The sequence below is a fragment of the Burkholderia sp. LAS2 genome (assembly GCF_018417615.1).
In the GTDB taxonomy this organism is placed as follows: domain Bacteria; phylum Pseudomonadota; class Gammaproteobacteria; order Burkholderiales; family Burkholderiaceae; genus Burkholderia; species Burkholderia sola.
Map to the genome: position 1 here is coordinate 334,313 of NZ_CP071054.1, position 25,117 is coordinate 359,429.

20 protein-coding genes and 2 riboswitches are annotated in these 25,117 nt (G+C 65.1%); of the genes, 10 read left to right on the forward strand and 10 right to left on the reverse strand.

The genetic code is table 11. The features are described 5' to 3' along the window. Window positions 1–50 precede the first annotated feature (50 nt). Complete coding sequence (locus JYG37_RS30630; RefSeq protein WP_213346962.1) at window positions 51–1,820, forward strand: histidine kinase; 1,770 nt, start codon at window positions 51–53, stop codon at window positions 1,818–1,820. A gap of 33 nt (window positions 1,821–1,853) precedes the next feature. On the opposite strand, the gene JYG37_RS30635 is transcribed toward JYG37_RS30630, so the two are convergent. Next, window positions 1,854–2,960 (reverse strand): extracellular catalytic domain type 1 short-chain-length polyhydroxyalkanoate depolymerase, encoded by a 1,107-nt coding sequence (locus JYG37_RS30635; protein WP_050013500.1) that lies wholly within the window; start codon window positions 2,958–2,960, stop codon window positions 1,854–1,856. Window positions 2,961–3,244: 284 nt separating this feature from the next. On the opposite strand from JYG37_RS30635, the gene JYG37_RS30640 reads away from it, so the two are divergent. Continuing rightward, a complete protein-coding gene (locus JYG37_RS30640) occupies window positions 3,245–4,369 on the forward strand; it encodes a sensor histidine kinase (RefSeq protein ID WP_213346964.1) in 1,125 nt (374 codons plus the stop codon). Window positions 4,370–4,682: 313 nt separating this feature from the next. Here JYG37_RS30640 and JYG37_RS30645 read toward each other — a convergent pair whose 3' ends face one another. Beyond that, complete coding sequence (locus JYG37_RS30645; protein WP_124637496.1) at window positions 4,683–5,348, reverse strand: hypothetical protein; 666 nt, start codon at window positions 5,346–5,348, stop codon at window positions 4,683–4,685. Between the two features lie 407 nt (window positions 5,349–5,755). On the opposite strand from JYG37_RS30645, the gene JYG37_RS30650 reads away from it, so the two are divergent. Genes JYG37_RS30650 through JYG37_RS30665 form a run of 4 tightly spaced genes read left to right on the forward strand, consistent with a single transcriptional unit; the run spans window position 5,756 to window position 8,670 of the window. Next, window positions 5,756–6,124 (forward strand): hypothetical protein, encoded by a 369-nt coding sequence (locus JYG37_RS30650; protein WP_204384782.1) that lies wholly within the window; start codon window positions 5,756–5,758, stop codon window positions 6,122–6,124. After that, complete coding sequence (locus tag JYG37_RS30655; RefSeq protein WP_185722556.1) at window positions 6,121–6,600, forward strand: NlpC/P60 family protein; 480 nt, start codon at window positions 6,121–6,123, stop codon at window positions 6,598–6,600. Before JYG37_RS30650 ends, JYG37_RS30655 begins: the two co-directional genes overlap by 4 nt. 32 nt (window positions 6,601–6,632) lie before the next feature. Beyond that, on the forward strand, window positions 6,633–7,457 hold the full coding sequence (locus JYG37_RS30660; protein ID WP_185722558.1) for a radical SAM protein: 825 nt from the start codon (window positions 6,633–6,635) through the stop codon (window positions 7,455–7,457). A gap of 25 nt (window positions 7,458–7,482) precedes the next feature. Beyond that, window positions 7,483–8,670: an aminotransferase class III-fold pyridoxal phosphate-dependent enzyme gene (locus JYG37_RS30665; RefSeq protein WP_213346966.1), complete on the forward strand. Its 1,188-nt coding sequence runs from the start codon at window positions 7,483–7,485 to the stop codon at window positions 8,668–8,670. A gap of 36 nt (window positions 8,671–8,706) precedes the next feature. On the opposite strand, the gene JYG37_RS30670 is transcribed toward JYG37_RS30665, so the two are convergent. The 8 genes from JYG37_RS30670 to JYG37_RS30705 all read right to left on the reverse strand — a co-directional run bounded on the left by JYG37_RS30670 (window position 8,707) and on the right by JYG37_RS30705 (window position 17,041). Continuing rightward, window positions 8,707–9,414, reverse strand: a complete 708-nt coding sequence (locus tag JYG37_RS30670) for a glycosyltransferase (protein ID WP_185722560.1) — start codon at window positions 9,412–9,414, stop codon at window positions 8,707–8,709. 64 nt (window positions 9,415–9,478) lie between these two features. After that, the gene (locus JYG37_RS30675; RefSeq protein ID WP_124630103.1) at window positions 9,479–10,201 is read right to left on the reverse strand and encodes a CDP-alcohol phosphatidyltransferase family protein; all 723 of its coding nucleotides are present in this window, start codon (window positions 10,199–10,201) and stop codon (window positions 9,479–9,481) included. A 50-nt stretch (window positions 10,202–10,251) separates the two neighbouring features. Further along, window positions 10,252–10,557: a hypothetical protein gene (locus tag JYG37_RS30680; protein WP_124630104.1), complete on the reverse strand. Its 306-nt coding sequence runs from the start codon at window positions 10,555–10,557 to the stop codon at window positions 10,252–10,254. 107 nt (window positions 10,558–10,664) lie between these two features. After that, window positions 10,665–11,771, reverse strand: a complete 1,107-nt coding sequence (locus tag JYG37_RS30685; RefSeq protein WP_185722562.1) for a phosphonoacetaldehyde reductase — start codon at window positions 11,769–11,771, stop codon at window positions 10,665–10,667. 14 nt (window positions 11,772–11,785) lie between these two features. Continuing rightward, entirely contained in the window at window positions 11,786–13,195 is a 1,410-nt protein-coding gene (aepX, locus tag JYG37_RS30690) for a phosphoenolpyruvate mutase (RefSeq protein WP_124630106.1), read from the reverse strand. Beyond that, entirely contained in the window at window positions 13,161–14,741 is a 1,581-nt protein-coding gene (locus JYG37_RS30695) for a B12-binding domain-containing radical SAM protein (RefSeq protein ID WP_124630107.1), read from the reverse strand. Before JYG37_RS30695 ends, aepX begins: the two co-directional genes overlap by 35 nt. Further along, complete coding sequence (locus tag JYG37_RS30700) at window positions 14,738–15,478, reverse strand: phytanoyl-CoA dioxygenase family protein (protein WP_124637501.1); 741 nt, start codon at window positions 15,476–15,478, stop codon at window positions 14,738–14,740. The genes JYG37_RS30695 and JYG37_RS30700 overlap by 4 nt, the downstream gene beginning before the upstream one ends. Window positions 15,479–16,018: 540 nt before the next feature. Further along, entirely contained in the window at window positions 16,019–17,041 is a 1,023-nt protein-coding gene (locus JYG37_RS30705; RefSeq protein WP_213346968.1) for an ABC transporter substrate-binding protein, read from the reverse strand. Window positions 17,042–17,181: 140 nt separating this feature from the next. Beyond that, window positions 17,182–17,306, reverse strand: a riboswitch (guanidine-I (ykkC/yxkD leader). Window positions 17,307–17,738: 432 nt separating this feature from the next. Then, a riboswitch (guanidine-I (ykkC/yxkD leader) is annotated at window positions 17,739–17,870 on the forward strand. A 57-nt stretch (window positions 17,871–17,927) separates the two neighbouring features. Here JYG37_RS30705 and JYG37_RS30710 point away from each other — a divergent pair. The 4 genes from JYG37_RS30710 (at window position 17,928) to atzF (ending at window position 25,116) form a co-directional block, all read left to right on the forward strand. Further along, complete coding sequence (locus tag JYG37_RS30710) at window positions 17,928–18,683, forward strand: urea amidolyase associated protein UAAP1 (protein WP_124679169.1); 756 nt, start codon at window positions 17,928–17,930, stop codon at window positions 18,681–18,683. An 11-nt stretch (window positions 18,684–18,694) separates the two neighbouring features. Continuing rightward, entirely contained in the window at window positions 18,695–19,351 is a 657-nt protein-coding gene (locus tag JYG37_RS30715) for an urea amidolyase associated protein UAAP2 (RefSeq protein WP_050015406.1), read from the forward strand. 282 nt (window positions 19,352–19,633) lie between these two features. Further along, complete coding sequence (gene uca / locus JYG37_RS30720; RefSeq protein WP_213346970.1) at window positions 19,634–23,248, forward strand: urea carboxylase; 3,615 nt, start codon at window positions 19,634–19,636, stop codon at window positions 23,246–23,248. Beyond that, window positions 23,245–25,116, forward strand: coding sequence for an allophanate hydrolase (atzF, locus tag JYG37_RS30725; RefSeq protein ID WP_124630110.1), 1,872 nt, complete (start codon window positions 23,245–23,247; stop codon window positions 25,114–25,116). The genes uca and atzF overlap by 4 nt, the downstream gene beginning before the upstream one ends. Window position 25,117: the final 1 nt, after the last annotated feature.

The window sequence follows — 25,117 nt, forward strand, 5'->3', positions numbered from 1 at the left end:
CGAGCGCCCGCACCGCGGCGATGCAATCAACCCGTTCCGGGCGTCCGATCATGCATGGCATCTACAACGTTCCGCTCGTCCTGCTGTCGCTCGCGATCGCGACGCTGGCCTCCTATACGACGCTCGACCTCGCCGCGTTCATTTCGCTGCTCGACAATCCGAAGCTCAAGCGCGCGTGGCTGGGCGGTGGCGCGGCGGCGATGGGAACCGGCATCTGGTCGATGCATTTCGTCGGCATGCTCGCGTTTTCGTTGCCGGTGCCGCTCGGCTATGCATGGCAGGAAACCGGCGCCTCGCTGGCGATCGCGGTGCTCGTGTCGTATTTCGCGCTGAACGTCGTTACGCGCGCACGGCTGGGCTGGCGGCGGCTGTGCGCGGGCGGCGTGCTGATGGGCGGCGGGATCGCCGGCATGCACTACACCGGGATGGCCGCGATGCACATGCAGCCCGGCATTCGCTACGATGCGTTGCTGTTCGCCGCGTCGATCGGCATCGCGGTGATCGCGTCGACGGCCGCGCTGTGGATCGCGCAGGCGTTGCGCATGCAGCAGGCACGCTACGCGACCGCGCAGCGCATCGGCGCGGCCGTCATCATGGGCATCGCGATTACCGGCATGCACTACACGGCGATGGCGGCCGCGCATTTCGCGCCGGATGCGCGGTGCGGCGCCGCGAACGACGTCGACGCACCGTGGCTCGCGACGACGGTCGCGTTGTTCACGATGGCGACGCTGGTCGTCACGCTGCTGGTGTGCCGTTTCGATGCGCGCACAACGTTCCTGCGCGGGATGACCGACACGCTGGAGCGACTCGTGCGGTTGCGAACCGGCGAACTTGAACGCGCACTGCATCGCTACGAGCAGACGACGCAGATGCTGCAACGTACGCGCGAGAACATGGCGACCGAGATCGACGAACGCAAGGCCGCGCACGCGCTGCTCGAACAGGAGAAGGACGAACAGCGGCGCCTGCTGCATGCGCTCGAGGAAACGCACGAGCAATTGCTGCAGTCGGAAAAGCTCGCGTCGATCGGGCAGCTCGCGGCCGGTGTCGCGCACGAGATCAACAATCCGATCGGCTTCGTCAGCGCGAACCTCAATACGCTGAAGACGTGGGTGCGCAGCCTGCTCGACGTGGTCGCGGCGCATGAGGCCACGCTGCCGCAGCTCGATCCGGCCACCCGTGACGCGCTGACGGCCGTGCACCGTGTCGCGGATCTCGACTACGTCCGCGACGAGATCGCGATGCTGATCGACGAATCGATCGACGGCGCGCTGCGCGTGCGGCGCATCGTGCAGGATTTGCGCGATTTCTCGCGCCCGGCCAGCGACGAATGGAGCGTGGTCGATCTGCATGCGGGCCTCGAGAGCACGCTCAACGTCGTCCACAACGAGCTCAAGTACAAGGCCGACATCGTGCGCGATTACGGCGACGTCCCGCACGTCGAATGCTTGCCGTCGCAGTTGAACCAGGTGTTCATGAACCTGCTGGTCAACGCGGCGCAGGCGATTCCGGAGCGCGGCGTGATCACGATCCGCACGTCGAGCGACGGCGACCAGGTATCGATCGCGATCAGCGACACCGGCGCCGGCATGACGCCCGACGTCGTCCGGCGGATCTTCGATCCGTTCTTCACCACGAAACCGGTCGGGCAGGGCACGGGGCTCGGGCTGTCGGTATCGCATGGCATCGTCGAGCGTCATCGCGGCACCATCGACGTGACCAGCGAGCCGGGACGCGGCACGACCTTCCGGATACGGTTGCCGGTTCGGCGTGCCGGCGATCGTGCGAACGCGGCGGCGTTGGAGCAACGGGCATGACGACGCGATGGCGACGGGCGCGAGCGCCGCGCGTCACGCCAATCGCTTGCGGCGCTGACGACGAAAGAAATGCCAGAACATCGCGGTCGCGTCCGGGCCGGTGGCGGAATGGAACGGCTCGCCCGGATCGCCGCCGCTCCATGCATGCGGCAGCCCGCGGACGATGCACACTCTGACGACCAGCCGTCCACCCTTCAGATAGTCGACGTAGTCCGCATCGTCGTGCGCGTAGCTGCGTTGTTCGCCGACGCGGATCGCACCGTGTTCGTCGACGAGCCGGTTGAGCCGCGCGAACGCGATGCCGAGCTGCGTCGCGTTCCGGTCGGTCACGACCGTATCGAGCCGGCCATGGATCACGAAGGCCGGCATGCCGGGATAGGCCGCGACGTCGGCGCACGCGTCGAGCGCGTGGATCGGATCGTCGCGGAGGCCGCGACGCATCAGGCTCATCGCAGCCATCGTCGACGACGGCGGCGCGATGGCCGGCCCGGAGTGCAGGCCGATGGCCGCGAAGCGGTCGGGATACCGGAGCGCCAGCGCCGCGGCGAGCCCCGCGCCGGCGGATAGGCCGGCCACGTAGATCCGGTCGCGATCGAAGCCGTGGCGCTGAACGATGGCGTCGACCAGCGACGCGACGGACGCGGCTTCCGACTGGGTCGCGTCGCCATGCCAGTGCCAGCAACGGTGCGCATGGGCCGTCTTGGCCTGCTCGGGGAACAGCACGGCGAACCCCGAGCGCTCCGCGAGACGGCAGATGCGCGTGCCCGCGGCGAACGATTCGGCGGTTTGCTTGCAGCCGTGCAGCATGACGACGACGGGCATGCCCGCTGTCTGGGCAGGTGTAGCGGGAAGATACAGCGCGTACGCGAGATGGTTCACGAGCCGGCCGGCGCTCGGGCCGGCCGAATGAAACGACCGGAGCCAGGTGCCGGGCGGCCGGGCCGACGGCGCGCGTGCGGTACCCGTCCGTTTGGCGGCGCGGGCGGGGGCGGCCGGCTTGGCGGGCCGTTGAGCGAGCCTGGTGGCGGTTTTTTGGGCGGCCGGCCGCGCCTTGCCGGCGCGCTTCTTCGGACGTGCACCGGCCGCCGCGGAAAACAGTTCAAGATGTCGCAACCAGAGGCTGGATTTTTTCCTGGGCATGTGCAATCTCGTGCCGGCGGCCGGCCGTGACAGGAAGCGGCGGCCGATCCCACCGTCGGATGGAGGTCGAACGGGCGCGAAGCAAGGTTCGTGCTGCCGGTGTCGCGGCAATTGAAAGGTGGCGCCCTGCGGAACCGGAATGACGCGGATCGATTATCGACGATAGTGGCCGCCCGACGTGACGGGCGTGCGAATCGAAGCCCGCTGCGGGCCTCGCCGTCATTCACGTGATATCTTGCGGTTCGACAGAAGCGTCCACCGTTCATTCCGTTGTGAGGGGCGACATGCGTCTTTCCGATTTCATCGTACGGAACATGGAACCGATCCTGGTGCAGTGGGAAGCGTTTGCTGCCACGCTGTTACCGGCCGCGAGGCACATGACCTCGCACGGACTACGCGACCACGCGCGCGAGATCCTGATCGCCGTCGCCAAGGACATCGCGACCCCGCAGACGAGGGAAGCGCAACACGAAAAATCGCTGGGGCGCGCACCCGAGCCGGCGAACGCCAGCGAGACGGCCGCGCAGACGCATGCCGTTTTGCGCGCCCAGCGGGGTTTCAACATCAACCAGTTGGCGGCCGAGTATCGGGCGCTGCGTGCCAGCGTGCTGCGCCTGTGGATCGACGCGTGTCGGCCGGGCCCGGTCGACATGGACGACATGATTCGCTTCAACGAAGCGATCGATCAGGCGCTGGCGGAATCCGTCTCGTTTTTTACCGAACAGGTCGAACAGGCTCGTAACTTGTTTCTCGGCATGCTGAGCCATGACATGCGCACGCCGCTGCAGACGATCCAGCTCACGGCGTCGTATCTTGCCGCGCTCAATGCGGGTGAGGAGGTATCGGAGGCCGCCGCTCGGCTGATCAGAAGCGGTGGTCGCATGCAGGGCCTTCTCGATGATCTCTGCGATTTCAATCGAACCCAGCTCGGGCTGGGCATCAACGTCGTTCCCCGTCCTATCGACCTCGCGCATGTGCTCGTCAATGTGGTGGACGAGCTGCGGGCAGGTCATCCGGATCGCGAAATCACCGTCGATATGCGTGGGGATCTCCGGGGCGAGTGGGACGACCAGCGCATGCAGCAGTTGCTGAGCAATCTGGTGAGCAATGCCGTCAAGTACGGTGCGCGAGATACACCGGTGCGGGTGGTGGCCGCGACGACCGGCGCCGACATGGTCGTCGAGGTCGGCAACAGCGGGCCGGCGATCGATCCGCGCACGCTCGACCGTATTTTCGATCCGCTCGAGCGCGGGGAGGCTGATCGTTCGCGACGGACGGGGGATGATGCCGGTCTAGGGCTCGGGTTGTTTATCGCCAACGAAATCGCCAAGGCGCATCGCGGCCGGATTGATGCGCGGTCGGATCAGACGGAAACCGTTTTTACGGTGCGGTTGCCGAGGGGCATATGAGGCGGGGAGCGCGGGCAGGGGAATGATTCGCCGGGCTTGCGGTTGGCGGTGTGGCGAGAGGCCGCTATCGGCGAGGAAGCGCCATTCTTCGCGTAAGGGGATCTGACATTCGGGTGTCGGCTTTTCAAGGACTTACCGGCCGCTCGCGTACCAATGATGCGCGTCGTGCGGTCGCCCAAAGCGGATTAACTCGTCTCCGCCAAAAATCGACCAGGTCGCATGTCCGCTTCACTAGAGCGCCATCGGCTGAATTGCTTCCGGGCTGACATTGGTGCGGAACATCGGCCCGACGCCGATATGCTGCTTTGGACACTTACTCGCCGTCAGGCCAACCGGTGGCAGCGGCAATGCTGATCGCGCCAACCTGGCCGGGAAGTTCAGTCATGCGGCGGCTTCCGGGCGCCAGTCTGGCGATGCAATATCCTCCTGGTACCGTTTTTGGGGTCAAACACCAGACCTGACCGTCGGTTCCGACACAGACGCGGATGACCATGCCGGCGCGAGGCGATTTCAGGCAGTTGCGGCAGTTTGCCGATTGACGGCACTCGGCGAAGTGACCGGGGCCGTCCGGGTGAAGCCGCCAAAGGTCTCCTCGCGAGTTGACCGTCCACGCGCATCCGTCCGGTGCGCAAGCAATTTGTGTCGCCGCGATGGGTTCTGGCATCTCGTGCCAACACGTCGCCCCTGCGCCTCGTCTCCGAATCGGCTTTCCCCCCAAGCGTGCAAGGCCCCCCAACAACCACAGCGACTCATCGGGACCTTCACAGACGCCAACCGCGTCGAATTCGAGACCATTGGATTGCAGAATACGACCGTCGTCGCCAATCAAGTCCAGCCGGTGTCCTGCCAGCACCCATACGCCTGACCTTGCTGCAGCAATCGCAGCATGCTGTTCCAACTCGATCACCAGCTTCCAGGAAGCCCCGCCAGCAACGCGCAGCCAGACTCCCCATCTCGCGTGACATTCGTTTCGTGCCATGACCCAGGTCCTACCCTGCGCGGCAACCGTGACCTCCTCGGCATGCCATCCCTTCGGAAGGGACGACTCGGTGATTTTTCCCGTCGCCGTGACACGGAAGACTTCGCCAGAGCAACGAACGGCCCAGAGGAGGGGGTGGGAGGGCGTCCCGGTGAATCGATGTAACTCGTTTGGGGTCTGGCCAGATGAGACGGATTTCATCGAACGCACTCCTGTCGACGCAAGTCGCAGGGTCGCGGTGCCATGCATCACCTGCTCAGGTCGGAGTTGATGGTGCATCTAATAGTAGACAACGCAACGCTACATGGATACGCTCTTTGCGTGTTTCTATCGAGTAGCCACCACACTTATCGCATAAGGGGGCAACGATGGCGGCAGTCCGAATCCGGGGAACGTGGTATCTGTCATTGTCGGTTCACACCGACGACATCAAATCAACGCCGCTACGGGTCGGCGACGCACAATTAGTGGTGCAAACGGCTAATCGGACCGGCATTGGCGGCGAGCTGCACATCGGGGGCGAAAGCCTGGCGGTTGCTGGCAAGATCAAGCCCGGCAGTCCGGCTGTCGTCAGCATTACCGAAGCCGGCGCTGACGGGTTGCTTGTCCAGGACGGCGTGGAAGCCATCCTTTATATCCCGCCATGGTGGCCGAGCGTCAAATACCAGCACGATCTCATTACAGGAACGATGGTCGTGGGGGCGTCGTCGTCGCTCAGAAGCCCACGGCTCGCCCACAAAATCATTCTTGTTTCGGGCGTTCAGCCGTTCGAATGATCGCCTCGATTGCCAGGTACGAGATTCGACTCGCTCACTGGTTGGCGGCTTCGGTTGGCGCCCCGTACAAGTTCGGCGGCCGCGGGCCGACCGGCATCGATTGTTCGAGTCTGTTGATGCGTGCCATTCGCAAGAGCCTGCGGCTCACGGTTGCGCAGCTTCCATGGATGACTGCGGATCAAATGGCGAGAGGCCGTCAAGGCGTTACTGTACAAGCCACGGAGATGGTATCGGCGCAGCGCTGCCTGTTGGCTTTTTTCGACTGGGACGAAGACGGAATCCACGAACATGCCGCGGCGTGCCTGCCGGACGGATCGTGGATCTGGGCGTCTACGTCGGCAGGCAAGGTCATCCGGGTCGATCCTCGATCGACTTCGATTTGGGACCGTCAATGGCGTGAAATTGAGGGGGCGCTGGACGGGCGGCGAAGCACCCTGCGCATGGTCGACTGGCGTGCCTTGGGGGCAATCCGATAATGGAACGAGGATCCGTTCCCCTATGGATCTGGATGGATCTGTCCGCGGCATGCAATCTGGCGTGCCGCGACTGCTATACCAAGCATGTCCATACATCGCGCCTGCTCTCGACGGATCACTTCGCGCTCGTGCTCGAAAAATTGAATGCCGCCGGCGTCACGATCGAGAAACTCCATCTGAACTGGCGCGGTGAACCGCTGACAAACAAGCGATTTGGCGAATTTCTTCGCATCCGCAATACGACCGCTCCTGGCGTTCCACTCGAGTTCCACACTAACGGGCTCCTGCTTTCGCACGACACGTGTGCCGAGATTGTTCGGCAAACACGCGAAGGAGATCTCGCATACGTGTCCATAGACGGGGGTGGACGAGTCCTGCACGAAGCCAACCGGGGGCCCGGCACGTGGTTACCAACGCTGCGCGGCTTGGAAAGGCTGCTGGATGCGCGAGATGCCGCAGGCGAGCCGCATTTGAGCGTCGGAATCTACGAGATCACCTATCTGCGCGGCGCGATCTACGATCGTGAGCTTGTCGTCCTGTCCCGCAGGTGCGACGCATGGACCAGAGTCTGCCCTATTGACAGAGAAGGACGGGAAATACCCTTTGCGGCCGACGTCCTTCCTCAAGGAGCCTGTTTCTGGGCAGGCAACGCGATGTGCATCACGGTAACCGGCGATGTGCATGTCTGCATGCTCTCGTTCGATCGGAGTGGCGTCATTGGAAACATTTTCAGCGAAGAGGTCGACGACATCCTGCGCCGAGGTCAGGCGTTCCGGTCCAGTCTCGTCTCGTCAGGGCGCCGGGTCGTGCCGCACTGCCGCAACTGCTACAAGACCGAGGGCGCGATAGACGACTAATGGCGATGGTGAGCGAGGACGAAAGATGGGCCGAGAACAACTGCTGGCGCTCCATGGCGCGAAGAACGATCGACTGATCGGCATCGACGGGCGTGTCTACTACGACCTGACTTCCGGTTGGAACGTCACCAATGCCGGCTGGAACAACGAAGCGATCTTCACGGACTGGATCGAGGCCGCCAGAGCCCTCCCTTTCAGACCCTCATGGTGCACGGATCCGAACCAGGAGCGGTTCAAGGAACAGCTCGGCAGCATCTTTCCCGGATACATTCCGATCCTGTCATGCAGCGGCAGTGAGGCGATCGACAACGCGCTCAAGGTCGCCCGCGTCACAACCGGCAGAGGGGGAGTCGCGTGCGTCGGCGACGCCTATCACGGAAGCACGCTCGGCGCGGCGCTCGCCGCGGGATATCCTGTCGACCACATTGATGCGCTGGGGCTCGATAATCGACGTTTCGCGCTGCCCGCTCCTGTTTCGGACGCGGACCTTGCAACGATCGAAGCGTTACTCACGCGAGAAGACAGCATAGGAGCGGTCGTGTTCGAAACCGTCCTCACCAACGCCGGGTGCCGTGTCGTACCGGACGCATTCCTGAATCTGCTTCAGCGCCTTTCGGACGAATTTGGCTTTCTGTTGGTCTGTGATGAAATCGGGACGGGTATGAACAGAACGGGGCATCCATGGTCATTCCAAGGCCGCCCCATTCGCCCGCACGTCATTACTTGCGGAAAGGCACTCACAAACGGGCTCTACCCGTTATCTCTCGCGCTCGTGGCAAACGATTTGCGATCCTTTTTGGACGAAGCTTCTTTCGCTTCCACTTACGGTGGGTCGCCGGCGGGCTGTGCAGCGGCGTTGTCGACCCTTGCATTCCACCAGGCCGCCGACCTGGGTAGCCGTGCGCTCGAACTGGCGAGTGCCGTGACCGCGATATTCGAATCCAACGGCCGAAAATTGGGGGGCCACTTCGACATCCATGGCGTAGGGCTATCGATGGCGGTCAACCTCGGGGGAGGCGATCCCGAATTTGCGCACGCGTCCCGACCAAAAAAAATCATCCAGTCACTGCTCGAGCGAGGTATCTTCGCTGTGCTTTCACCCGATGGACAGCAACTGATGATTACCCCGGCGTTGACGGCAGAACTGGAGCCGTTGATGGATACGCTGGATGTGGTCGCGGAAACGATCGTCGCGTCCCGCAGCGTTCGCTAGGTCCGTCACGGAAATCGATGCAATCCAGAGGCGGGATCATTCGATGACGATGTCTGCGTCTTTCGGATGCGCGCGCAGGCTCCACAGATGTCCCGGACCTGCTAGGAGATTGGCATACGTCGCCTGCCAGAGTTTCCCGGGATCGGCCTCTCGATATTTCAGAAATCTGGCGCGCCTTGCCTGCGGGGTCATGCCGCCCTTGTGCAGAATGCGAATGATGGTCCGGTGCATGTGCTCCCGGGAGATGTCGTCCGGAATCGGCTGGAAGTGCAGGCGCGCCGCAGGCAAACGCTGTCCGGCCCGGAAGCCGAACATTCGATACACCCAAAGTCGGTGCTGGTCGAAATGAGCCAAGTCCCCGATCATTCTGAGAACCTCGAACGCATAAGCGTGCCCCGGATTTGCGATTTCGGAGATCAGCGTTCGCAGAAGAGGCAGGTCGGGTTCCGCGATGAGTTCATCGGCGTCGAGCCAGACGATCCAGTCGGGTGCGTGGACGGCGCTAGCGTCTAGCAACCTTTGACGGTTCTCTGCGTCGTTCCATCCTGCACAGGACCATCGTCGCGGATTGCGCAGCACCTGAAGAACAAGTGCCTCCCGGCGCAGCAGGTCGAGCGTCTGGTCCGTACTTCCATCGTCCAGCGCGACGATGCCGGACGCGAAGCGCCGCACGTTATCGAAGTATGCCTGCAGGTGCTCCGCGCCGTTGCGAACGGGTAGTAGGCACAAGATGCGGGTAATCATGTGCGGTGAACCTGCCACGTCGATGCCGATCCCGGAAATCCCTTCTGTCGCCCGGATTGCCGCGTCAGGAGGGGGGGGCCGTTGATGCCGCATCCGCCTGGCGCGTCTCGCGCATCGATGCGATCATGCCTGCGATGTAAGTCGCGCAAACTACCGCCGACAGCGCCAGCGACAGCATCGCCGATACCACGATACCGATCTTCGCATGGCCCGTGATCGCCGCAAGCAGCACGAGATTCTCGTCGAGCGGCATCGCCGCGAAGAGAATGCGCGACAACTTGCGCAGCAGCGCAAACGGGCCGTCGCCTGGCACCCAGCTCGCGAGTTGCAGGTACAGGTAGTAGAACGTGCACCAGCCGGCCAAGGCAAACATTCCCCACGTCGCCATCGACGGGTTGCCGGACTGCACGGAGGCGCCGAGTGCCAGCCCGATCTGCAGTGCGACGAGCGTCACCCAATTCGAAAGCTGATCGAGCTGTCCGCCGAACGCGGACGCCCGGCCGCCGGCTCGCGCAACCTCACCATCCATGCAGTCGAACAGATACGCGACCGCGATAAGCGCCGCTGCCGCCATCATCGCGCCACGCTGCCCGTACGACATCAGGGTCGCGGCGGCGAGCGCCGCGAGCGCCCCGAGAAACGTCAGCAGGTTGGGGTGGACGTTCGCTTTCGCGAGGCGCCACGACAGGCGCGTCGACAGCCTGCGAATCGGCTTGTAGACGGGCGCCTGCTCCCGTTCGATCTGCTGACGCAAGAACGCCTGAAAAGTGCCCGAATCGGAGGTCATGATGAGCGTGCTCTCACAAGTGCGGCCTAGTTTCAACCAGGCCGCATCTTTCACTTGATCTCGCTTGCCTTGATCAACAAATTGCTTTGCGACTGCACACGCTCACGCAAACGGCCTACGTTGTTCGCGAACGAATCGGCACGCGACACGTGGGAGATCGACGTCGCCAATGACGCCGCGAGTGACGCCAGTGTGTTCGCGAGCGAGGCCTCGAGCACCTGCTTGAGCACTGCCTGATTGGGCGCGGGCCCCCTGCCGACGCGCGCGATCGCCTCCGAGAACGATCCGATCAGGGTCGACGCCTCCTTCTGGAACAAATCGAAATTCGCATGTACCACTTCGGGTTGCTTGCTCATCACTTGCTCTCCATGCCCCCGTAAAGTGGTCCGCTGATCAACGCGTCGGGGGCAAATGCCGCGTTGCGGGCCGATTATCTGGATTGAAATCGATCAGCGGTCCGTACTTACAACGCATCGAGCAAATGTTGCAGATCGAGGCGTACCGGATGATTGGCGAGCCGTTCGAGATTCACCTCCGCAACGAGTTCCGCGTATGCCGAGCGCGGGACGCCGGCCTCTGCGAGCGTCGCGGGCAGCGCCCATTCACGCAACTGCGCCTCCCATCGCTGCCGTGGCGTGCGTGCATTCGGCAACGCGAGGCGTGCCAGGATCGTCTCCTGATATTCGGCAATGCCCTTGCCGCGATGAACCGCACGCGCGTGTTCGGCGAGCACCGGCCCCATGAACAGGCCGACCGCATGACCGTGGGGGATACCGAACCGCGCCGTCAGAGCGTACGACAACGCATGTGCCGCGGTTGTGCGGGTGATCGCGATCGCGCGGCCGGACAGATGCGCAGCGTACATGACGGCGGCACGTGCGTTGGCGTCTCCCTTGCGAATCGCGTCGCCTAGATGCCTGCCACAGAGCGTCAGCGCATCGCTCGCATACGTGATGCTTTCCGCCGTCGCCGCGTTCGACCACATCGACTCGATGCCGTGGCAGATTGCGTCGACACCGGAGCAGGCCGTCTGGCGTGCGTCGAGGCTTCCCGTCAATCGCGCATCGACCACGGCGCGGTCCGGCATGGCGTCCTGATGGTCGACCGAATGCTTGATGCCTCCGACATAGAACGTCGCGAATGGCGTGACTTCGCTTCCCGTCCCGGCCGTGGTTGGCACCGCGATGCAAGCAGGAAGCCGTCGGGTAGACCCGCCGCGCATACGTAGCGCATCGGCGGCGCACAAGTGCGGACATGCGGCGATCCGTCTGACACCTTTCGCCGTATCGATGACAGCCCCGCCGCCTATCGCAAGAATCGCGTCCGCGCCGCTCGCCGCAAAGAACGCGCCGGCCATCTCGATCGATTCCAGCGTGGGGGAAGCGTCGGCGACGACGTAGTCGACGCGATCGCACGTCATGGCCCCGAGATGCAGCAATGCCTGCGCATCGCTCAGATCGAACGAGCGAGGGCCGCGAAGCACCGCGATCCGCCGTGCGACAAGTTCGCGAACAAGCTGCGGAACGTGCGCGGCGGCGCCCGGGAATACGAGCGACAGGTGTACGGACATGTCGTTCCACCTCTTTACACGGTTTCGCCGGTTCTTGGCGTCGCATCGGCCCGCGCGCCGGCATCGGCCACATTGCCGGCCACCACGGACAAAATGTCGTGCAGGCTCGCGCCCGCACGCGCGCATTCGTGCGCGCGTCCATGGCGCAATATGGACTCGGCGGCGGCCGTCATTGCTGGATACGCAGCGCGCAGCAGGTGATTGGCGTAAATCACGCCGTTTACGCCGGCAACCTCGAGGTCGTGCTCGCTGACGATGTCATAAGTTGACGGGATCGCAAAGATCGGCGTCCGCGCATCGGCGAGCCGGAACGCACGACAGAAGTCCAGTACCTCGACGGGTTGGTGGTTGCGGCTGTGGATCAATACCGCGTCGGCGCCCGCCTGCGCATACGCATGCGCGCGTTGAAGTGCATCATCAATCCCCGCGCCCAGGATGAAGCTTTCGATCCGTGCCACGATCATGAACGCGTCGTCAACCTGCGCATCCTTGCCGGCGGCAATCTTCTCGCAAAATTCCGCGATGTCGCTCTGGCTCTGGGCGGATACGCCGGACGACAAGGAATTGCGCTTGAGGCCAACCTTGTCTTCGATCACGACGGCCGACACGCCGACACGCTCGAGCGCACGCACCGTGAACACGAAATGCTCGGGCAGACCTCCGCTGTCCGCATCATAAACGAGTGGCTTCGTCGTCACGTCAAACATTTCGTTGATCGTTTGCAACCGCATCGACAGATCCACGACTTCGATGTCCGGCTTGCCGCGCACTGTCGAGTCCGTCAGGCTACTCGACCAGATCGCGTCGAATTCGCGAACGCCTCCACCGTCTCGAACCTGCGCGCGCTCGACGATCAGCGCAGCGAGCGGACTATGGGCCTCGAGCACGCGAATCAACGGGCGTACGCGCAGTGCGTGGCGCAAACGCGCTTGCCGCGCGCTCGGTGCAATACCGTTTCGGCGGATGCGTTGCTGGGCATAGGTCGACGATACGCCGTGCGTATAGGGTATTTCGATCAGTGTGCCGCTCCACTCACGCAACACCTCGACAACTTGTGCACGCGTATCGCGCTGTGCGCCTTCTCGCCAGTCATCGCCATGTACAACGAATTCGGGCCGAAGCTCGCGTAGATTGGGGCGGAAGTCGAGTGTCGTCTGCGGCACGACATCCTTGACCCAGACACTGCTCGCGACGACCGCACGCCGCTGCTCGAACGAGAAGAGCGGCATCCGCTTGTAGCTCGCAATTGCCTCGTCGGTCATCAATCCCACGATCACGTCGCCGTAAGTCGACGCATGATGCAGCACGTTCACGTGACCATCATGGAACACGTCCGCGCACATCGCGACATAGACGACCGGCCGCGGCCGCGTACCTTCGCCATTACATTCAGTATTGCTGCTCGCTCCAGAATCGGCGTCCATGCTTGACACTCCCTCTGTTGAACAACGTGTTGAATTCGTGTGCGAGTGCGGCGATCTCGGTGCCGGTCCAAAGTCCGGGAACTTCGATCAACCCCTGCTTGTACGACATTCTATAAAGCGGTGTGTCCGGGGCAACGAATCCTTGGCGCAAGCATTCCGTCAGCAGTTCCGAACCGACTATCGGCGTTGCCGTGAAAAACGATGCGCTGGTGAAGCCCGCGTTGCATGCGAAGCGATAGGTTTCGCGCATTTCGTCGATCGTTTCGCCATCGCAACCGAACATCGGCGGCATGCCGATGATGAAGAAGCCATGTACGTCGAGCCCGATATCTCGTGCGTATCTCACGAGATGACGCGTGCGCGCGAGATCGAGCGGCTTACGGATCAGCTCGGTCAGCACGCGCTGCACGCCGCTTTCGATCGCGAACGTGATTTGGTAACATCCCGCGTCGCGCATCAGATCGAGCAGGCCTTCATCCATGCGCCAAAGCGCGGTTCCTTGCGGCGTGCACCACGGAAGCTTGATGTCGGCCAGCGCACGAAACAACATGCGCGCATGCTCTTTGTCGTTCGTGATGTTGTCGTCCTGTATGTGATATTCGTCAATTCCGTAGTGCTCGACGAGCGAACGGATTTCATTCGTCACGTTCTCCGGACTGCGACGGCGCAGCTTGCCGCCCCAGAAGTTGGTCGTCGTGCAGAACGAGCATTTCGCGGTACATCCTCGGCTAGTGTAGAGCTGAGCCACACGCGATCCGACCGTATAGGGCGACTGATAGGCGCCGATTTCGAAGTAACGCTCCATGTTGTATAGGTGCCAGGCCGGATAGGGAATGACGTCGAGGTCGGCGATCGGGTCGGTCGAACATGCTCGCGCAACCTTGATGAGCGGCATCGACTTGTTCGAGAAGATCCGGTTGACGCTGCGCTGCCGCACGACGATGCCTTGCAGGCTCTCGAGTGGTCGTGCGCCGTTCGCCCAGTCGAGGAATTCCACGATCGTGTTTTCCGATTCGCCGAGAAAAACCGCGTCGGCGTCAAGCGACTCGAGATACTGCTCCGGAAAATACCGTGCGTGGGCACCCCCCGTGATCAGAAGCGCGTCGGGAACCGTATCGCGCGCGATACGGAAGATTTCCTCGATGATGTCGGACTGGTTCGAGAAAATGCTGGACACGCCGATCACGTCCGGCTCCCACCGGCGCAACGCGTCGCGGATCGACCGGGCACCGAGACCGTAGCGAACGAACTCGCCCGCGTTGTCGACGGGTTCAATCTGATCGTAGCCCTCAACCAGGCAGTCTAGCAGCCGTACGTCATAGCCATTGCGCTCGAGCATCGCGCCGAGATAGCCCAGTCCCAATGGATAGGTGCAGCGAGGCAGGTCGCCACGGTACAGGATCGCCCCGGGGGACACCAGCATCACACGCTGAAAACGTCGGGAATCCTTCGCCGACAGCGCGGTTTCGAGGCCCCGGTAGACAACGTCCGACCGTTGCGCGGGGTCAAGAAACTCGACCCTGATGTTGCCGACGAAGCGTGTCATCGCATGGCTCCTTCGGGACCGAAATCGAACAGTCGGAACGCGTAGCCGTCGCCGTGCGATGCCATGCCCGCGATCTTTTCCGCGTAATAGCGGTCGCGAAAATCGCCCTCGTCGGCGCAATTGAACGTGAGAAAAAGATGTGGGACAACATGTCCCGTTCGGTTTGCATATGTCCGATGCGCCGCATAGCCGTCAAATAGCAGTCCGTCGCCTGCGTCTACATCGAGTGATTGCGGGCAAAGCGACGCGAAGAATGCGTCGTCGAGTTGACCGTTCAGATTCGGATAAAGAAAGCCGGGCGACGCCCCGGTCGCGAATTCAAAGCCACCGCTGTCAGGCTGCGACGCCTCAATCAGCACAGCAACGGTCGCGTAGTGCGACGCATAGCGATTCCAGCCCGCGGCGGCGTCCTGATGCGCCCTAAAGCCTGGCGAGGCCGGGTAGCGGAAATTGATCTTGTCCTTGAATAGCAGGCAGGGACGCTCGAACAGCGCTCGCGCGAGCGCATTGCAGCGCGCATGCAGATCGATCCCGGTCCGCTCGGCGAAATCTTCCACAAAGCGCTCGATACGTACGAGACGCCGGCCTTGGGCACTATCCTCCCGATACGCGATCAGCGGCAGGCGATGCACGGGCGCGTCGAGCAGAGACTGGCAATATGCACGCGCGGCGCCGAGCTCTCGATCACCAACGAGAATGTGTTTCACCAACGTCCACGGCTGACCAGGCGTATTCATTTTTCTTCGCCGACATCAGTAGGCCACGCTTCGTTGACTATGCGTTTGCGAACGACTCAAACGCCCCCGTCCTTTCAATGCACATCGTGTCGCTTCACTCGATACGCACATTGAATGCGCATCCCGAGCAATTCGCAATCTACTTCGGATAATTGATCGAAGTCTTCGGTTCACACGACTCAGTTGGCCAATCGACAATCTGAGTCTTTATCGAATCAGCGATCACGAGCGTGCCGCGCTCGATTCATATTAGGTAGACAAACAGGATTGTCAACCGATGAATCGGGAGTTTTTAAGTGACTGTTTCGCTAAAAGCGAATGGTCGAAAAGCATCGATGACTCGCCTACCCGCTTGATGGTGCGGACGGCAGTTTCATCGTGAAAGCAGTCGTTGCACTAGCGGCAATGCGAAAGTCCGCTTCGGGTTGCGGATTCAACCGGGCACATGGCGGAACGTCACTCCTGTACGAAGCATGCGGCCGACGCGCGTTGCCCACCGACGTGACGCGGTACATCGCCGCGCCGGCGGGCATGCTGCCGTCAATGCACGTCAATAAACCGCGAATCGATATACGCATCGACGTCCTGCGACTGCTTGTACACGGCGTTACGCACGTTGAATGCATTCGCATTTCGCGTCGAGCCGTAGATCGAATCGAGCCCGTCTCCCTTGCGGAACGCACGCTTCGCGGCCGCTTCGTCGAGCAGGTGCGTGCCCTTCAGCAACGGAAGGTATTGCGCCGGTGCGAGCCCGACGCGCGCCGACATGATCTTGACCGCATCGGCTTGCGTCTTCGGATCGTTGATGTACGCGACGCAGCGATACCAGACCTTGACCACCTTCGCCCAATCGGCGCGGCGCGCGGCGAGGCTCGCCGGCGCGACCGTGATCGCATCGTAGATCAGCCCCGGCGCATCCGCCGACGTGAAGATCGCGCGTGCGCCCGGCGCGCGCTTCAACGCCTCGCCGGCATTCGGTTGCCACGCCGCTACCGCCGCGATGTCGGCCGACGAACCGAGCACCTGCGGCAGCTCGTTGGTTTTCGCATTCACGAGCGTGACGTCGCTGTCCTTGAGCCCATGCTTCTGCAGTGCGGTTTCGAGCAGCAGGTGGTCGACGAGGCCGAGCTCGACGCCGACCTTCTTGCCTTTCAGCGCCTCGACGGTGCGCAGCGGCGGCTTCGCGACGATCATGTCGTTGCCGGCCGAATAGTCGGTCAGCAGGATCATCACGTTCTTCGCGCCGGATGCGCCCGTCACGAGCGCATCGCCGTTGGTCGCCGCGACCGCGTCCAGCTTGCCTGCGGAAAACGCGTCGAGCGACGCCGAATAATCGAACCACTCGAAATCGACGTCGACGCCGGCCTCCTTGAACCAGCCCTTGTCGAGCGCGACCTGGAACGCGACCCAGCCGGGCCAGTCGCTGTAGCCGATCTTCAGCGGTGCGGCAGCGTGAGCGGTAGGCGCCACCCATAGCGCGGCGGCCGCGGCGGCGGCGCCCAATGCATGACGGATGAAACGGAAGGACGACAGGCGGCGGAACGCCGGGGCGGGACGGGTCATCGTTGTTCTCCAGGAGACCGGGATCGGGATCGTCGATACGGATCGTGCGCGAACACACGTTCCGGCTGCGTGACCGGTTCCTGCGGATGCGGAACGAACAGGGCGGCCACGGAGAGGCGCGACGGCCGTTGCCATCGCCGATCTCCCGGGCTTTTGTCCCGCCGTGTAGCACGCGTGCATCCGGTCTCGCGATCGGATGAACCCGCGCCGGGCTGCTCTCGGACCAGACGTTCGATGATGAACCGGAACCCTAGCACCCCTAAGATGCGACGCCGCCGCACCTCTCGGCGTCATGCCGAGCGAGAAGCGTGCCAACGGCACGCGGCAACGCGATTCAACGGCGGCGCGGCGGGCGCTGAAGTTCGATGAAGCGGGCGGCGAACAGCGCGTGCAGCGCGCGCCGGAGCAGGTCGAGCTTGTTCATGAAGGAGCGGGGATGAGGTGACGATGCGTGAGTTCAGCAATGGCCATGCCATCGCGGATCGCACGGTGCGCGAGCACGCGACGCGCACTGCACCGGTGCGCGGTTGCGTGCGCATGGTGCGCCGCGCGCCCGCCGCGAGGGCAAGCTCATGCGTGCGCCATTCGCTTGTCGCGCGGCATCGCGCCGCCGGGCCGCGTCGTGCGGTGATCGGGCCGCGGCTGGCACGCAACTCGCTTATTCGATGTCCGAGAGGTGCGAAGCAATTTGCATCATCTTCAGGATCGCTAGGGTTCCGGTCGTGCGGCGTGTGCCGCGCGATGCCTGGTCCGAGAGCAATCCGGTCTTGCCTTCGCCTCGATGAGAGGAAACGGCGAGGCTCCACGGAGGGATAAAAGCCCGGGAGGTCGCGATGTCGTTCGGTCGCCCTCTCACGCCTTTTGTCCAACCGACCCCGGAGCCGCCATGTCGCCGAGCCCCCAAGCCGTCCTTGCCCCGCCGCCACACGTCGCGTGGGAAACGCTGATTCCCGCCGGAACCCACTGGTCCGGCATCCTGCGCCGCGGTCTCGCGCTGCGCATCGTCGATATCGACGGCGGCGCGAACCTGTCCGCCGTGTTTCATCGTCAGGAAGACCCGCTCGAACGCTACAACATGGCCGATACGCTGAAGGCGCAGCACACCGCGCATCTCACGCGCGGCCATGCGCTGTATACGGACATGGGGCGCGTGATCGCATCGATCACGGCCGACACGCTCGGCTGGCACGACCCGCTCGGCGGCGTCGGCGATGCGCGGCTGTTCGCGCACAAGTACGGCACGTCGTCGTATCAGATCGATCGCAACGCGATGATCCGCAACGGCCGCGACAGCCTCGTGCTCGAGCTCGCGAAATACGGCCTGTCGGCGCGCGACCTCGCCGCGAACGTCAACTTCTTCAGCAAGCTGGACACGCGTGACGACGGCGCGCTCGATTTCGTCGCCGGCCATTCGCCGGCCGGCAGCGCGTTCGACCTGCGCTTCGAGATGAATACGCTCGCGGCGTTCTCGACCGCGCCGCATCCGCTCGATCCGCGCCCGGACTACGCGCCGAAGGCCGTGAAGCTGATCGCGTACCGCGCGTATCCGGTTGATGGCGCGGCGCCCGAGGATGACCCTTGCCGGCGTGCATGCGCGGAGAACACGCGCGGCTTCGCCAACACCGACCGTCTGTTCGCATGAGGAGCGAGACCATGCCGATCATCGAAAGCCGACTCGACCCGCGCGACGCGATCCACGACACCACGCTGAACGCGGGGGACCCGTGGCTGCACGACCTGAAGCGCGGGCAGACCTTCCGCATTCTCGATCTCGAAGGCAACCAGGCCGTCGACACGCTGTTCTATAGCACCGACGATCCCGAGGAACGCTACAGCGCGCAGGACACGATCCGCGCGCAGCGCAACCTGTACCTGAGCGCGGGCAGCGTGCTCGTGTCGAGCCGCGGCAACCCGATGGCGACGATCGTCGCGGACACGTGCGGCCGTCACGATACGCTCGGCGGCGCGTGCGCGGCCGAGAGCAACACGGTGCGCTATGCGCTCGACAAGCGTTACATGCACAACTGCCGCGACAGCTTCCTCAACGCGATCGCGCACTGCACGTGCGGCGCCGGCGCGCGGCTGACCAAGCGCGACCTGGTCGGCAACGTCAACTTCTTCATGAACGTGCCGGTCACGCCGCTCGGCGGCCTCACGTTCGAGGACGGCATCTCCGCGCCTGGCAAGTACGTCGAGATGCGCGCGGAGATGGACGTCACGGTGCTGATCTCGAACTGTCCGCAACTCAATAACCCGTGCAACGGTTACAACCCGACGCCCGTGCGCCTCATGATCTGGGAGGCGCAATGAACTGCCCCCACGCTCACTTGCTTTGCATGGGGCCGGAGTACGCGCTGAAGCGCTACTCCGGGCCGACATGTTCGCTGCCCCCCAAGGGGGCGGTTGCCGTCCACGGCCGGCTTTGCAAAGCCGGCCGGCTGCGCGGGCGCGGAGCGACGCTCCGCGAATTCCCCGCTACGCCCCTTGGGGCGGCCCGGCAGGAGGCGGAATGAACTACCCCCACGCTCACTATCGTTCGCTGCCCCCCAAGGGGGCGGTTGCCTCCTTTGGGGCGGCCCGGCAGGAGGCAACATGAGATTCGCCAAAGTCCTCGTCGCGAACCGCGGCGAAATTGCGTGCCGCGTGATCCGCACGCTGAAGCGCCTCGGCATCACATCGGTCGCGATCTATTCGGATGCCGATCGCGACGCGCGCCACGTGGCGCTTGCCGACGAAGCCGTGCGTGTCGGGCCTGCACCGGCGGCCGACAGCTATCTGAATGTCGCGGCGATCCTCGACGCCGCACGCGAGACCGGCGCGCAGGCCGTGCACCCCGGCTACGGCTTCCTGTCCGAGCACGCGGGCTTTGCCGATGCCTGCGAAGCGGCGGGCCTGCGCTTCATCGGGCCGCGCGGCGATCACATGCGCGCGTTCGGCCTCAAGCACACCGCGCGCGAACTCGCGGCGGCGCACGGCGTCGCGCTGCTGCCCGGCACCGGGCTGCTCGACGATGTGACGACGGCGCTCGCCGAAGCCGACGCGATCGGCTATCCGGTGATGCTGAAAAGCACCGCGGGCGGCGGCGGCATCGGCATGTCGCTGTGCCGCGATGCCGGGCAGCTCGGCGCGGCGTTCGAATCGGTCGTGCGGCTCGGCGCCGCGAACTTCGCGCATGCGGGCGTCTATCTCGAGAAGTTCGTCGAACACGCGCGGCACATCGAAGTGCAGATCTTCGGTGACGGCCGCGGCGGTGCGATCGCGCTCGGCGAACGCGATTGCTCGGTGCAGCGGCGCAATCAGAAGGTGATCGAGGAAACGCCCGCGCCCGACCTGACCGACGCCGAGCGCGACGCGCTGCACGCGAGCGCGGTGCGGCTCGCGCGCGCGGTGGGCTACGCATCGGCCGGCACGGTCGAATTCGTGTTCGACGCGAGCACGCGGCAGTTCTATTTCCTCGAGGTGAACACGCGGCTGCAGGTTGAACATTGCGTGACCGAGGCCGTGACGGGTGTCGATCTCGTCGAATGGATGATCCTGCAGGCCGAAGGCGACCTGCCGCCGCTCGACACGCTCGCCGTCGCGCCGCGCGGCGCGAGCATCCAGGTGCGGCTCTATGCGGAGGATCCGAACAAGCAGTTTCAGCCGAGCGCCGGGCTGCTCACGTACGTCGCGTTTCCCGACGACGTGCGGGTCGACGGCTGGATCGACGCAGGCACGGAGATCAGCGCGCATTACGATCCGCTGCTCGCGAAGCTGATCGTGCATGGCGACACGCGGCGCGACGCGCTGGCCGCGCTGCGCGCCGCGCTCGACCGGACCGAGTTGTACGGGATCGAGACCAACCTCGACTACCTGCGCGCCGTCGTCGGGTCCGACACGTTCGCGCGCGGCGCGCCGACGACCGCCTTCCTGTCGCGCTTCGCGTTCGCGCCGCACACGATCGACGTGCTCGACGGCGGCGTGCAGACCACCGTGCAGCAGGCGCCCGGGCGGGTCGGCTACTGGAGCATCGGCGTGCCGCCGTCGGGGCCGATGGACGATCGCGCGTTCGACCTCGCGAACGCGCTGCTCGGCAACGCGCGCGACGCGGCCGGGCTGGAATTCACGATGGTCGGCGCGACGCTGCGCTTCAATACTGCGACGCTGTTCGTGCTCGGCGGCGCGCCGTTCGCGGCCACGCTCGACGGCGAAGCGGTGCCGTTCTGGCAGGTCGTGCGCGCACGACCGGGTGCGGTGCTCAAGCTCGGCGGCGTGACCGGCGCGGGCGTGCGCGCGTGTCTCGCCGTCAAGGGCGGGCTGCAGGTGCCCGACTATCTCGGCAGCAAGGCGACCTTCACGCTCGGCCAGTTCGGCGGCCATGCGGGCCGCGCGCTGCGCAAGGGCGACGTGCTGCATCTGCACGCGGACGCCGGGCGCGGTGACGCCGGTGCGACGCTGGCCGCGGCCGATATTCCCGCGCTGACGCATGCGTGGACGCTCGGCGTGCTCGACGGTCCGCATGGCGCGCCGGATTTCTTCACGCCGGACGACATCGCGATGCTCTACGGCACGCAGTGGACCGTCCATTACAACTCCAGCCGCACCGGCGTGCGGCTGATCGGCCCGAAGCCGCAATGGGCGCGCGCGGACGGTGGCGAGGCGGGGCTGCATCCGTCGAATATTCACGACAACGCGTATGCGATCGGCGCCGTCGATTTCACCGGCGACATGCCGGTGATTCTCGGCCCGGACGGGCCGAGCCTCGGCGGCTTCGTGTGTCCGGTGACGGTCGTGCGCGACGAGCTGTGGAAGCTCGGGCAGTTGCGGCCGGGCGATACCGTGCAGTTCGTGCGGGCGAACGTGTCGGTCGGGATATCGGCTGCGGCGATCGTGAATGCGACGGATGACGTTGCTGCTGTTGCTGCTGCATCCGCCTCATCCGACGATTGCGTGCTGCACCGCGACCCCTCGGCCGGCGGCGGTATCGGCGTCGTCTACCGGCGCTCGGGCGACCGCAACGTGCTGGTCGAATACGGGCCGCCCGTGCTCGACCTGAACCTGCGCTTTCGCGTGCACGCGCTGATGGGCTGGCTCGACGCGCACCGGCTGCCCGGCATGCTCGACCTGACGCCGGGTATCCGCTCGCTCCAGGTGCAGTTCGATTCACGGACGCTGCCGCTGGACGCGCTGCTCGCGCATCTGCAGGCCGCCGAGCGCGAACTGGCCGACGTGGCCGACCTGCGCGTGCCGAACCGCATCGTGCATCTGCCGCTGTCGTGGGACGACCCGTCGACGCGCGTCGCGATCGAGCGCTACATGCAGTCGGTGCGGCCCGACGCGCCGTGGTGCCCGAGCAATATCGAGTTCATCCGGCGCATCAACGGCCTGGCGAGCATCGACGACGTGAAGCGGATCGTGTTCGACGCGCGCTATCTGGTGATGGGCCTCGGCGACGTCTACCTCGGTGCGCCCGTCGCGACGCCACTCGATCCGCGGCACCGGCTCGTGACGACGAAGTACAACCCCGCGCGCACCTGGACGCCGGAGAACGCGGTCGGCATCGGCGGCGCGTATCTGTGCGTGTACGGGATGGAAGGGCCGGGCGGCTATCAGTTCGTCGGCCGCACCGTGCAGATGTGGAATCGCCACCGCACCACGCGCGAATTCGAAGCCGGCAAGCCGTGGCTGCTGCGCTTCTTCGACGAGATCCGCTTCTACGAAGTCAGCGAGGCCGAACTGGCTGCGCTGCGCGCGGATTTCATCGCGGGCCGCGCGACGCTGAAGATCGAGGAATCCGTGTTCGATCTGCGCGCCTACAACCGTTTCCTGCACGACGAGGCGGAGTCGATCGCCGCGTTCAAGGCGACGCAGCAGGCCGCGTTCGACGCGGAGCGCGAGCGGTGGCGCGCGGCGGGCCACGCGGAATACGTCGGCGACGGGGAACTGGGCGATGCGCAAGCGGACCGCGTAGCGGGCGCGCTCGACGACACGCAGCGCGCGATCGCCGCGGACGTATCGGGCAGCGTGTGGAAAGTGCTGGTCGAAGCCGGCGAGCGCGTGACCGAAGGGCAGGTCGTCGCGATCGTCGAGTCGATGAAGATGGAGGTGGCGGTGACGGCAACGGAAGACGGCACGATCGAGACGATCGATTGCGCGCCTGGCGCGGCAGTGGTGGCCGGCCAGCGGCTGATGGTGATGAAGACGGGCGCCGCCGAGGAGGTCGCATGAGCACGACGGAACGCCCGGTTCTGCCCGGGCTGCACTCGATTGCCGCGCTGCGCGCGCGCTACGCGGCGGGCGGCCTGACGCCGCATGCGCTCGTCGACGCGATCGCCGCGCACTTCGACGCGGGCGACCCGCACCATGCGTGGATCCGGCCGCTGACGCGCGACGAGATGATGTCGTACGCCGACGCGCTGGCGGGGCGCGACATCGCGTCGTTGCCGTTGTACGGCGTGCCGTTCGCGATCAAGGACAACATCGACCTCGCCGGCATACCGACGACAGCCGGTTGCCCGGCCTATGCGTACACGCCGGCACGCAGCGCGCCGGTGGTCGAGCGATTGATCGCGGCCGGTGCGATTCCCGTCGGCAAAACCAATCTCGACCAGTTCGCGACCGGGCTCTCCGGGCAGCGCTCGCCTTACGGCGCGTGCCGCAATGCGCTCGATCCGCGCTATGCGTCGGGCGGCTCGAGTTCCGGGTCGGCGGTGGCGGTCGCGCTCGGCGTCGCGACGTTCTCGCTCGGCACCGACACGGCCGGCTCCGGGCGCGTGCCGGCCGCCTTCCACGGGCTCGTCGGGCTCAAGCCGACACGGGGCGTGCTGAGCACGCTCGGCGTGGTGCCGGCCTGCCGGTCGCTCGATTGCGTATCGGTGTTCGCGCGTTCGGCGGACGACGCGCGCACCGTGTTCGCCGCCGCGCACGGCGTGACGGAAGGCGACCCGTACGGGCGCGCCTGGCAGCCGCTGTTGGGCGCGGACGGATTGCGCGCGGACCCGGCGCGGCCGCTCGCACAATTGCGGTTCGGCACGCCGCGCGCCGATCAGCTCGAATTCTTCGGCGACGCATCGTATCGCGCGGCGTGGGGCGCGGCGCTCGACCGGCTGCGCGCGAGCGGCGCGTGGATCGTCGAGATCGACTTCGCACCGTTCCTGGCCGCCGCGCGGCTGCTGTACGACGGCCCGTGGGTCGCCGAGCGGCTCGCCGCGATCGGCGCGTTCGCCGCGCGCGAGCCCGACGCGCTGCATCCGGTGATCCGCGAAATCGTTGGCGGCGCGGCGCGCTTCAGCGCCGCCGATGCGTTCGCCGCATTCGACCGGCTCGCGGCGCTGCGCGTCGATGCGGCCCGCGCGTGGGACGGCCTCGACGCGATCGTGATGCCGACCTCGGCGACGACCGCGACCGTCGACGCGCTCGAAGCCGATCCGATCGCGATCAATTCGCGCTTCGGCTACTACACGAACTTCGTGAACCTGCTCGACCTGTCGGCGATCGCGGTGCCGGCGGGCACGTGCGCGACCGGGCCGCATGCGGGCTTGCCGTTCGGGATCACGTTCGTCGGCCGTGCGCACGACGACGCGCGGCTGCTCGATCTCGCGCACGCGTGGGGCGATGGCGCTGCCGCCGTCGACGACGTTCGGCCGCCTGCGGCCGCGATGTCGGCGCGTGCCGCAGCCGCGGGTGTCGTGCGGGTGGCCGTCGTCGGCGCGCATCTTCGCGGCGAACCGTTGAACGGGCAGCTCACGCAGCGTGGCGCGCGCTTCGTCGCCGCGACCACGACCGCGCCGGCCTATCGCCTCTATGCGCTGTCCGCCGATGCAAGCGGCGGTGTCGCCAAACCGGGCCTCGTGCGCGTGCCGGACGGCGGCGCGCCGATCGCGGTCGAAGTCTGGGAGATGCCGGTCGACGCGTACGGCAGTTTCGTCGCCGGCATCGCGGCGCCGCTCGGCATCGGCACGCTGACACTCGCCGACGGTGCGCGCGTGCAGGGCTTCCTGTGCGAAAGCGCAGCGCTCGACGATGCGCAGGACATCACGCGCTTCGGCGGCTGGCGCGCTTACCGCGCGCAGGCGGCGCGCGGCGCACCGCAATGAA

Excerpts from the sequence above, each read along its gene's own strand:
- JYG37_RS30715 (WP_050015406.1), top strand. The coding sequence starts at position 18,695 with ATGCCGATCATCGAAAGCCGACTCGACCCGCGCGACGCGATCCACGAC.
- JYG37_RS30710 (WP_124679169.1), top strand. The coding sequence starts at position 17,928 with ATGTCGCCGAGCCCCCAAGCCGTCCTTGCCCCGCCGCCACACGTCGCG.
- JYG37_RS30665 (WP_213346966.1), top strand. The coding sequence starts at position 7,483 with ATGGGCCGAGAACAACTGCTGGCGCTCCATGGCGCGAAGAACGATCGA.
- JYG37_RS30635 (WP_050013500.1), bottom strand. The coding sequence starts at position 2,960 with ATGCCCAGGAAAAAATCCAGCCTCTGGTTGCGACATCTTGAACTGTTT.
- JYG37_RS30640 (WP_213346964.1), top strand. The coding sequence starts at position 3,245 with ATGCGTCTTTCCGATTTCATCGTACGGAACATGGAACCGATCCTGGTG.
- uca (WP_213346970.1), top strand. The coding sequence starts at position 19,634 with ATGAGATTCGCCAAAGTCCTCGTCGCGAACCGCGGCGAAATTGCGTGC.
- JYG37_RS30670 (WP_185722560.1), bottom strand. The coding sequence starts at position 9,414 with ATGATTACCCGCATCTTGTGCCTACTACCCGTTCGCAACGGCGCGGAG.
- JYG37_RS30675 (WP_124630103.1), bottom strand. The coding sequence starts at position 10,201 with ATGACCTCCGATTCGGGCACTTTTCAGGCGTTCTTGCGTCAGCAGATC.
- JYG37_RS30645 (WP_124637496.1), bottom strand. The coding sequence starts at position 5,348 with ATGGCACGAAACGAATGTCACGCGAGATGGGGAGTCTGGCTGCGCGTT.
- aepX (WP_124630106.1), bottom strand. The coding sequence starts at position 13,195 with ATGGACGCCGATTCTGGAGCGAGCAGCAATACTGAATGTAATGGCGAA.
- JYG37_RS30695 (WP_124630107.1), bottom strand. The coding sequence starts at position 14,741 with ATGACACGCTTCGTCGGCAACATCAGGGTCGAGTTTCTTGACCCCGCG.
- JYG37_RS30630 (WP_213346962.1), top strand. The coding sequence starts at position 51 with ATGCATGGCATCTACAACGTTCCGCTCGTCCTGCTGTCGCTCGCGATC.
- JYG37_RS30685 (WP_185722562.1), bottom strand. The coding sequence starts at position 11,771 with ATGTCCGTACACCTGTCGCTCGTATTCCCGGGCGCCGCCGCGCACGTT.
- JYG37_RS30700 (WP_124637501.1), bottom strand. The coding sequence starts at position 15,478 with ATGAATACGCCTGGTCAGCCGTGGACGTTGGTGAAACACATTCTCGTT.
- atzF (WP_124630110.1), top strand. The coding sequence starts at position 23,245 with ATGAGCACGACGGAACGCCCGGTTCTGCCCGGGCTGCACTCGATTGCC.
- JYG37_RS30705 (WP_213346968.1), bottom strand. The coding sequence starts at position 17,041 with ATGACCCGTCCCGCCCCGGCGTTCCGCCGCCTGTCGTCCTTCCGTTTC.
- JYG37_RS30655 (WP_185722556.1), top strand. The coding sequence starts at position 6,121 with ATGATCGCCTCGATTGCCAGGTACGAGATTCGACTCGCTCACTGGTTG.
- JYG37_RS30680 (WP_124630104.1), bottom strand. The coding sequence starts at position 10,557 with ATGAGCAAGCAACCCGAAGTGGTACATGCGAATTTCGATTTGTTCCAG.
- JYG37_RS30660 (WP_185722558.1), top strand. The coding sequence starts at position 6,633 with ATGGATCTGTCCGCGGCATGCAATCTGGCGTGCCGCGACTGCTATACC.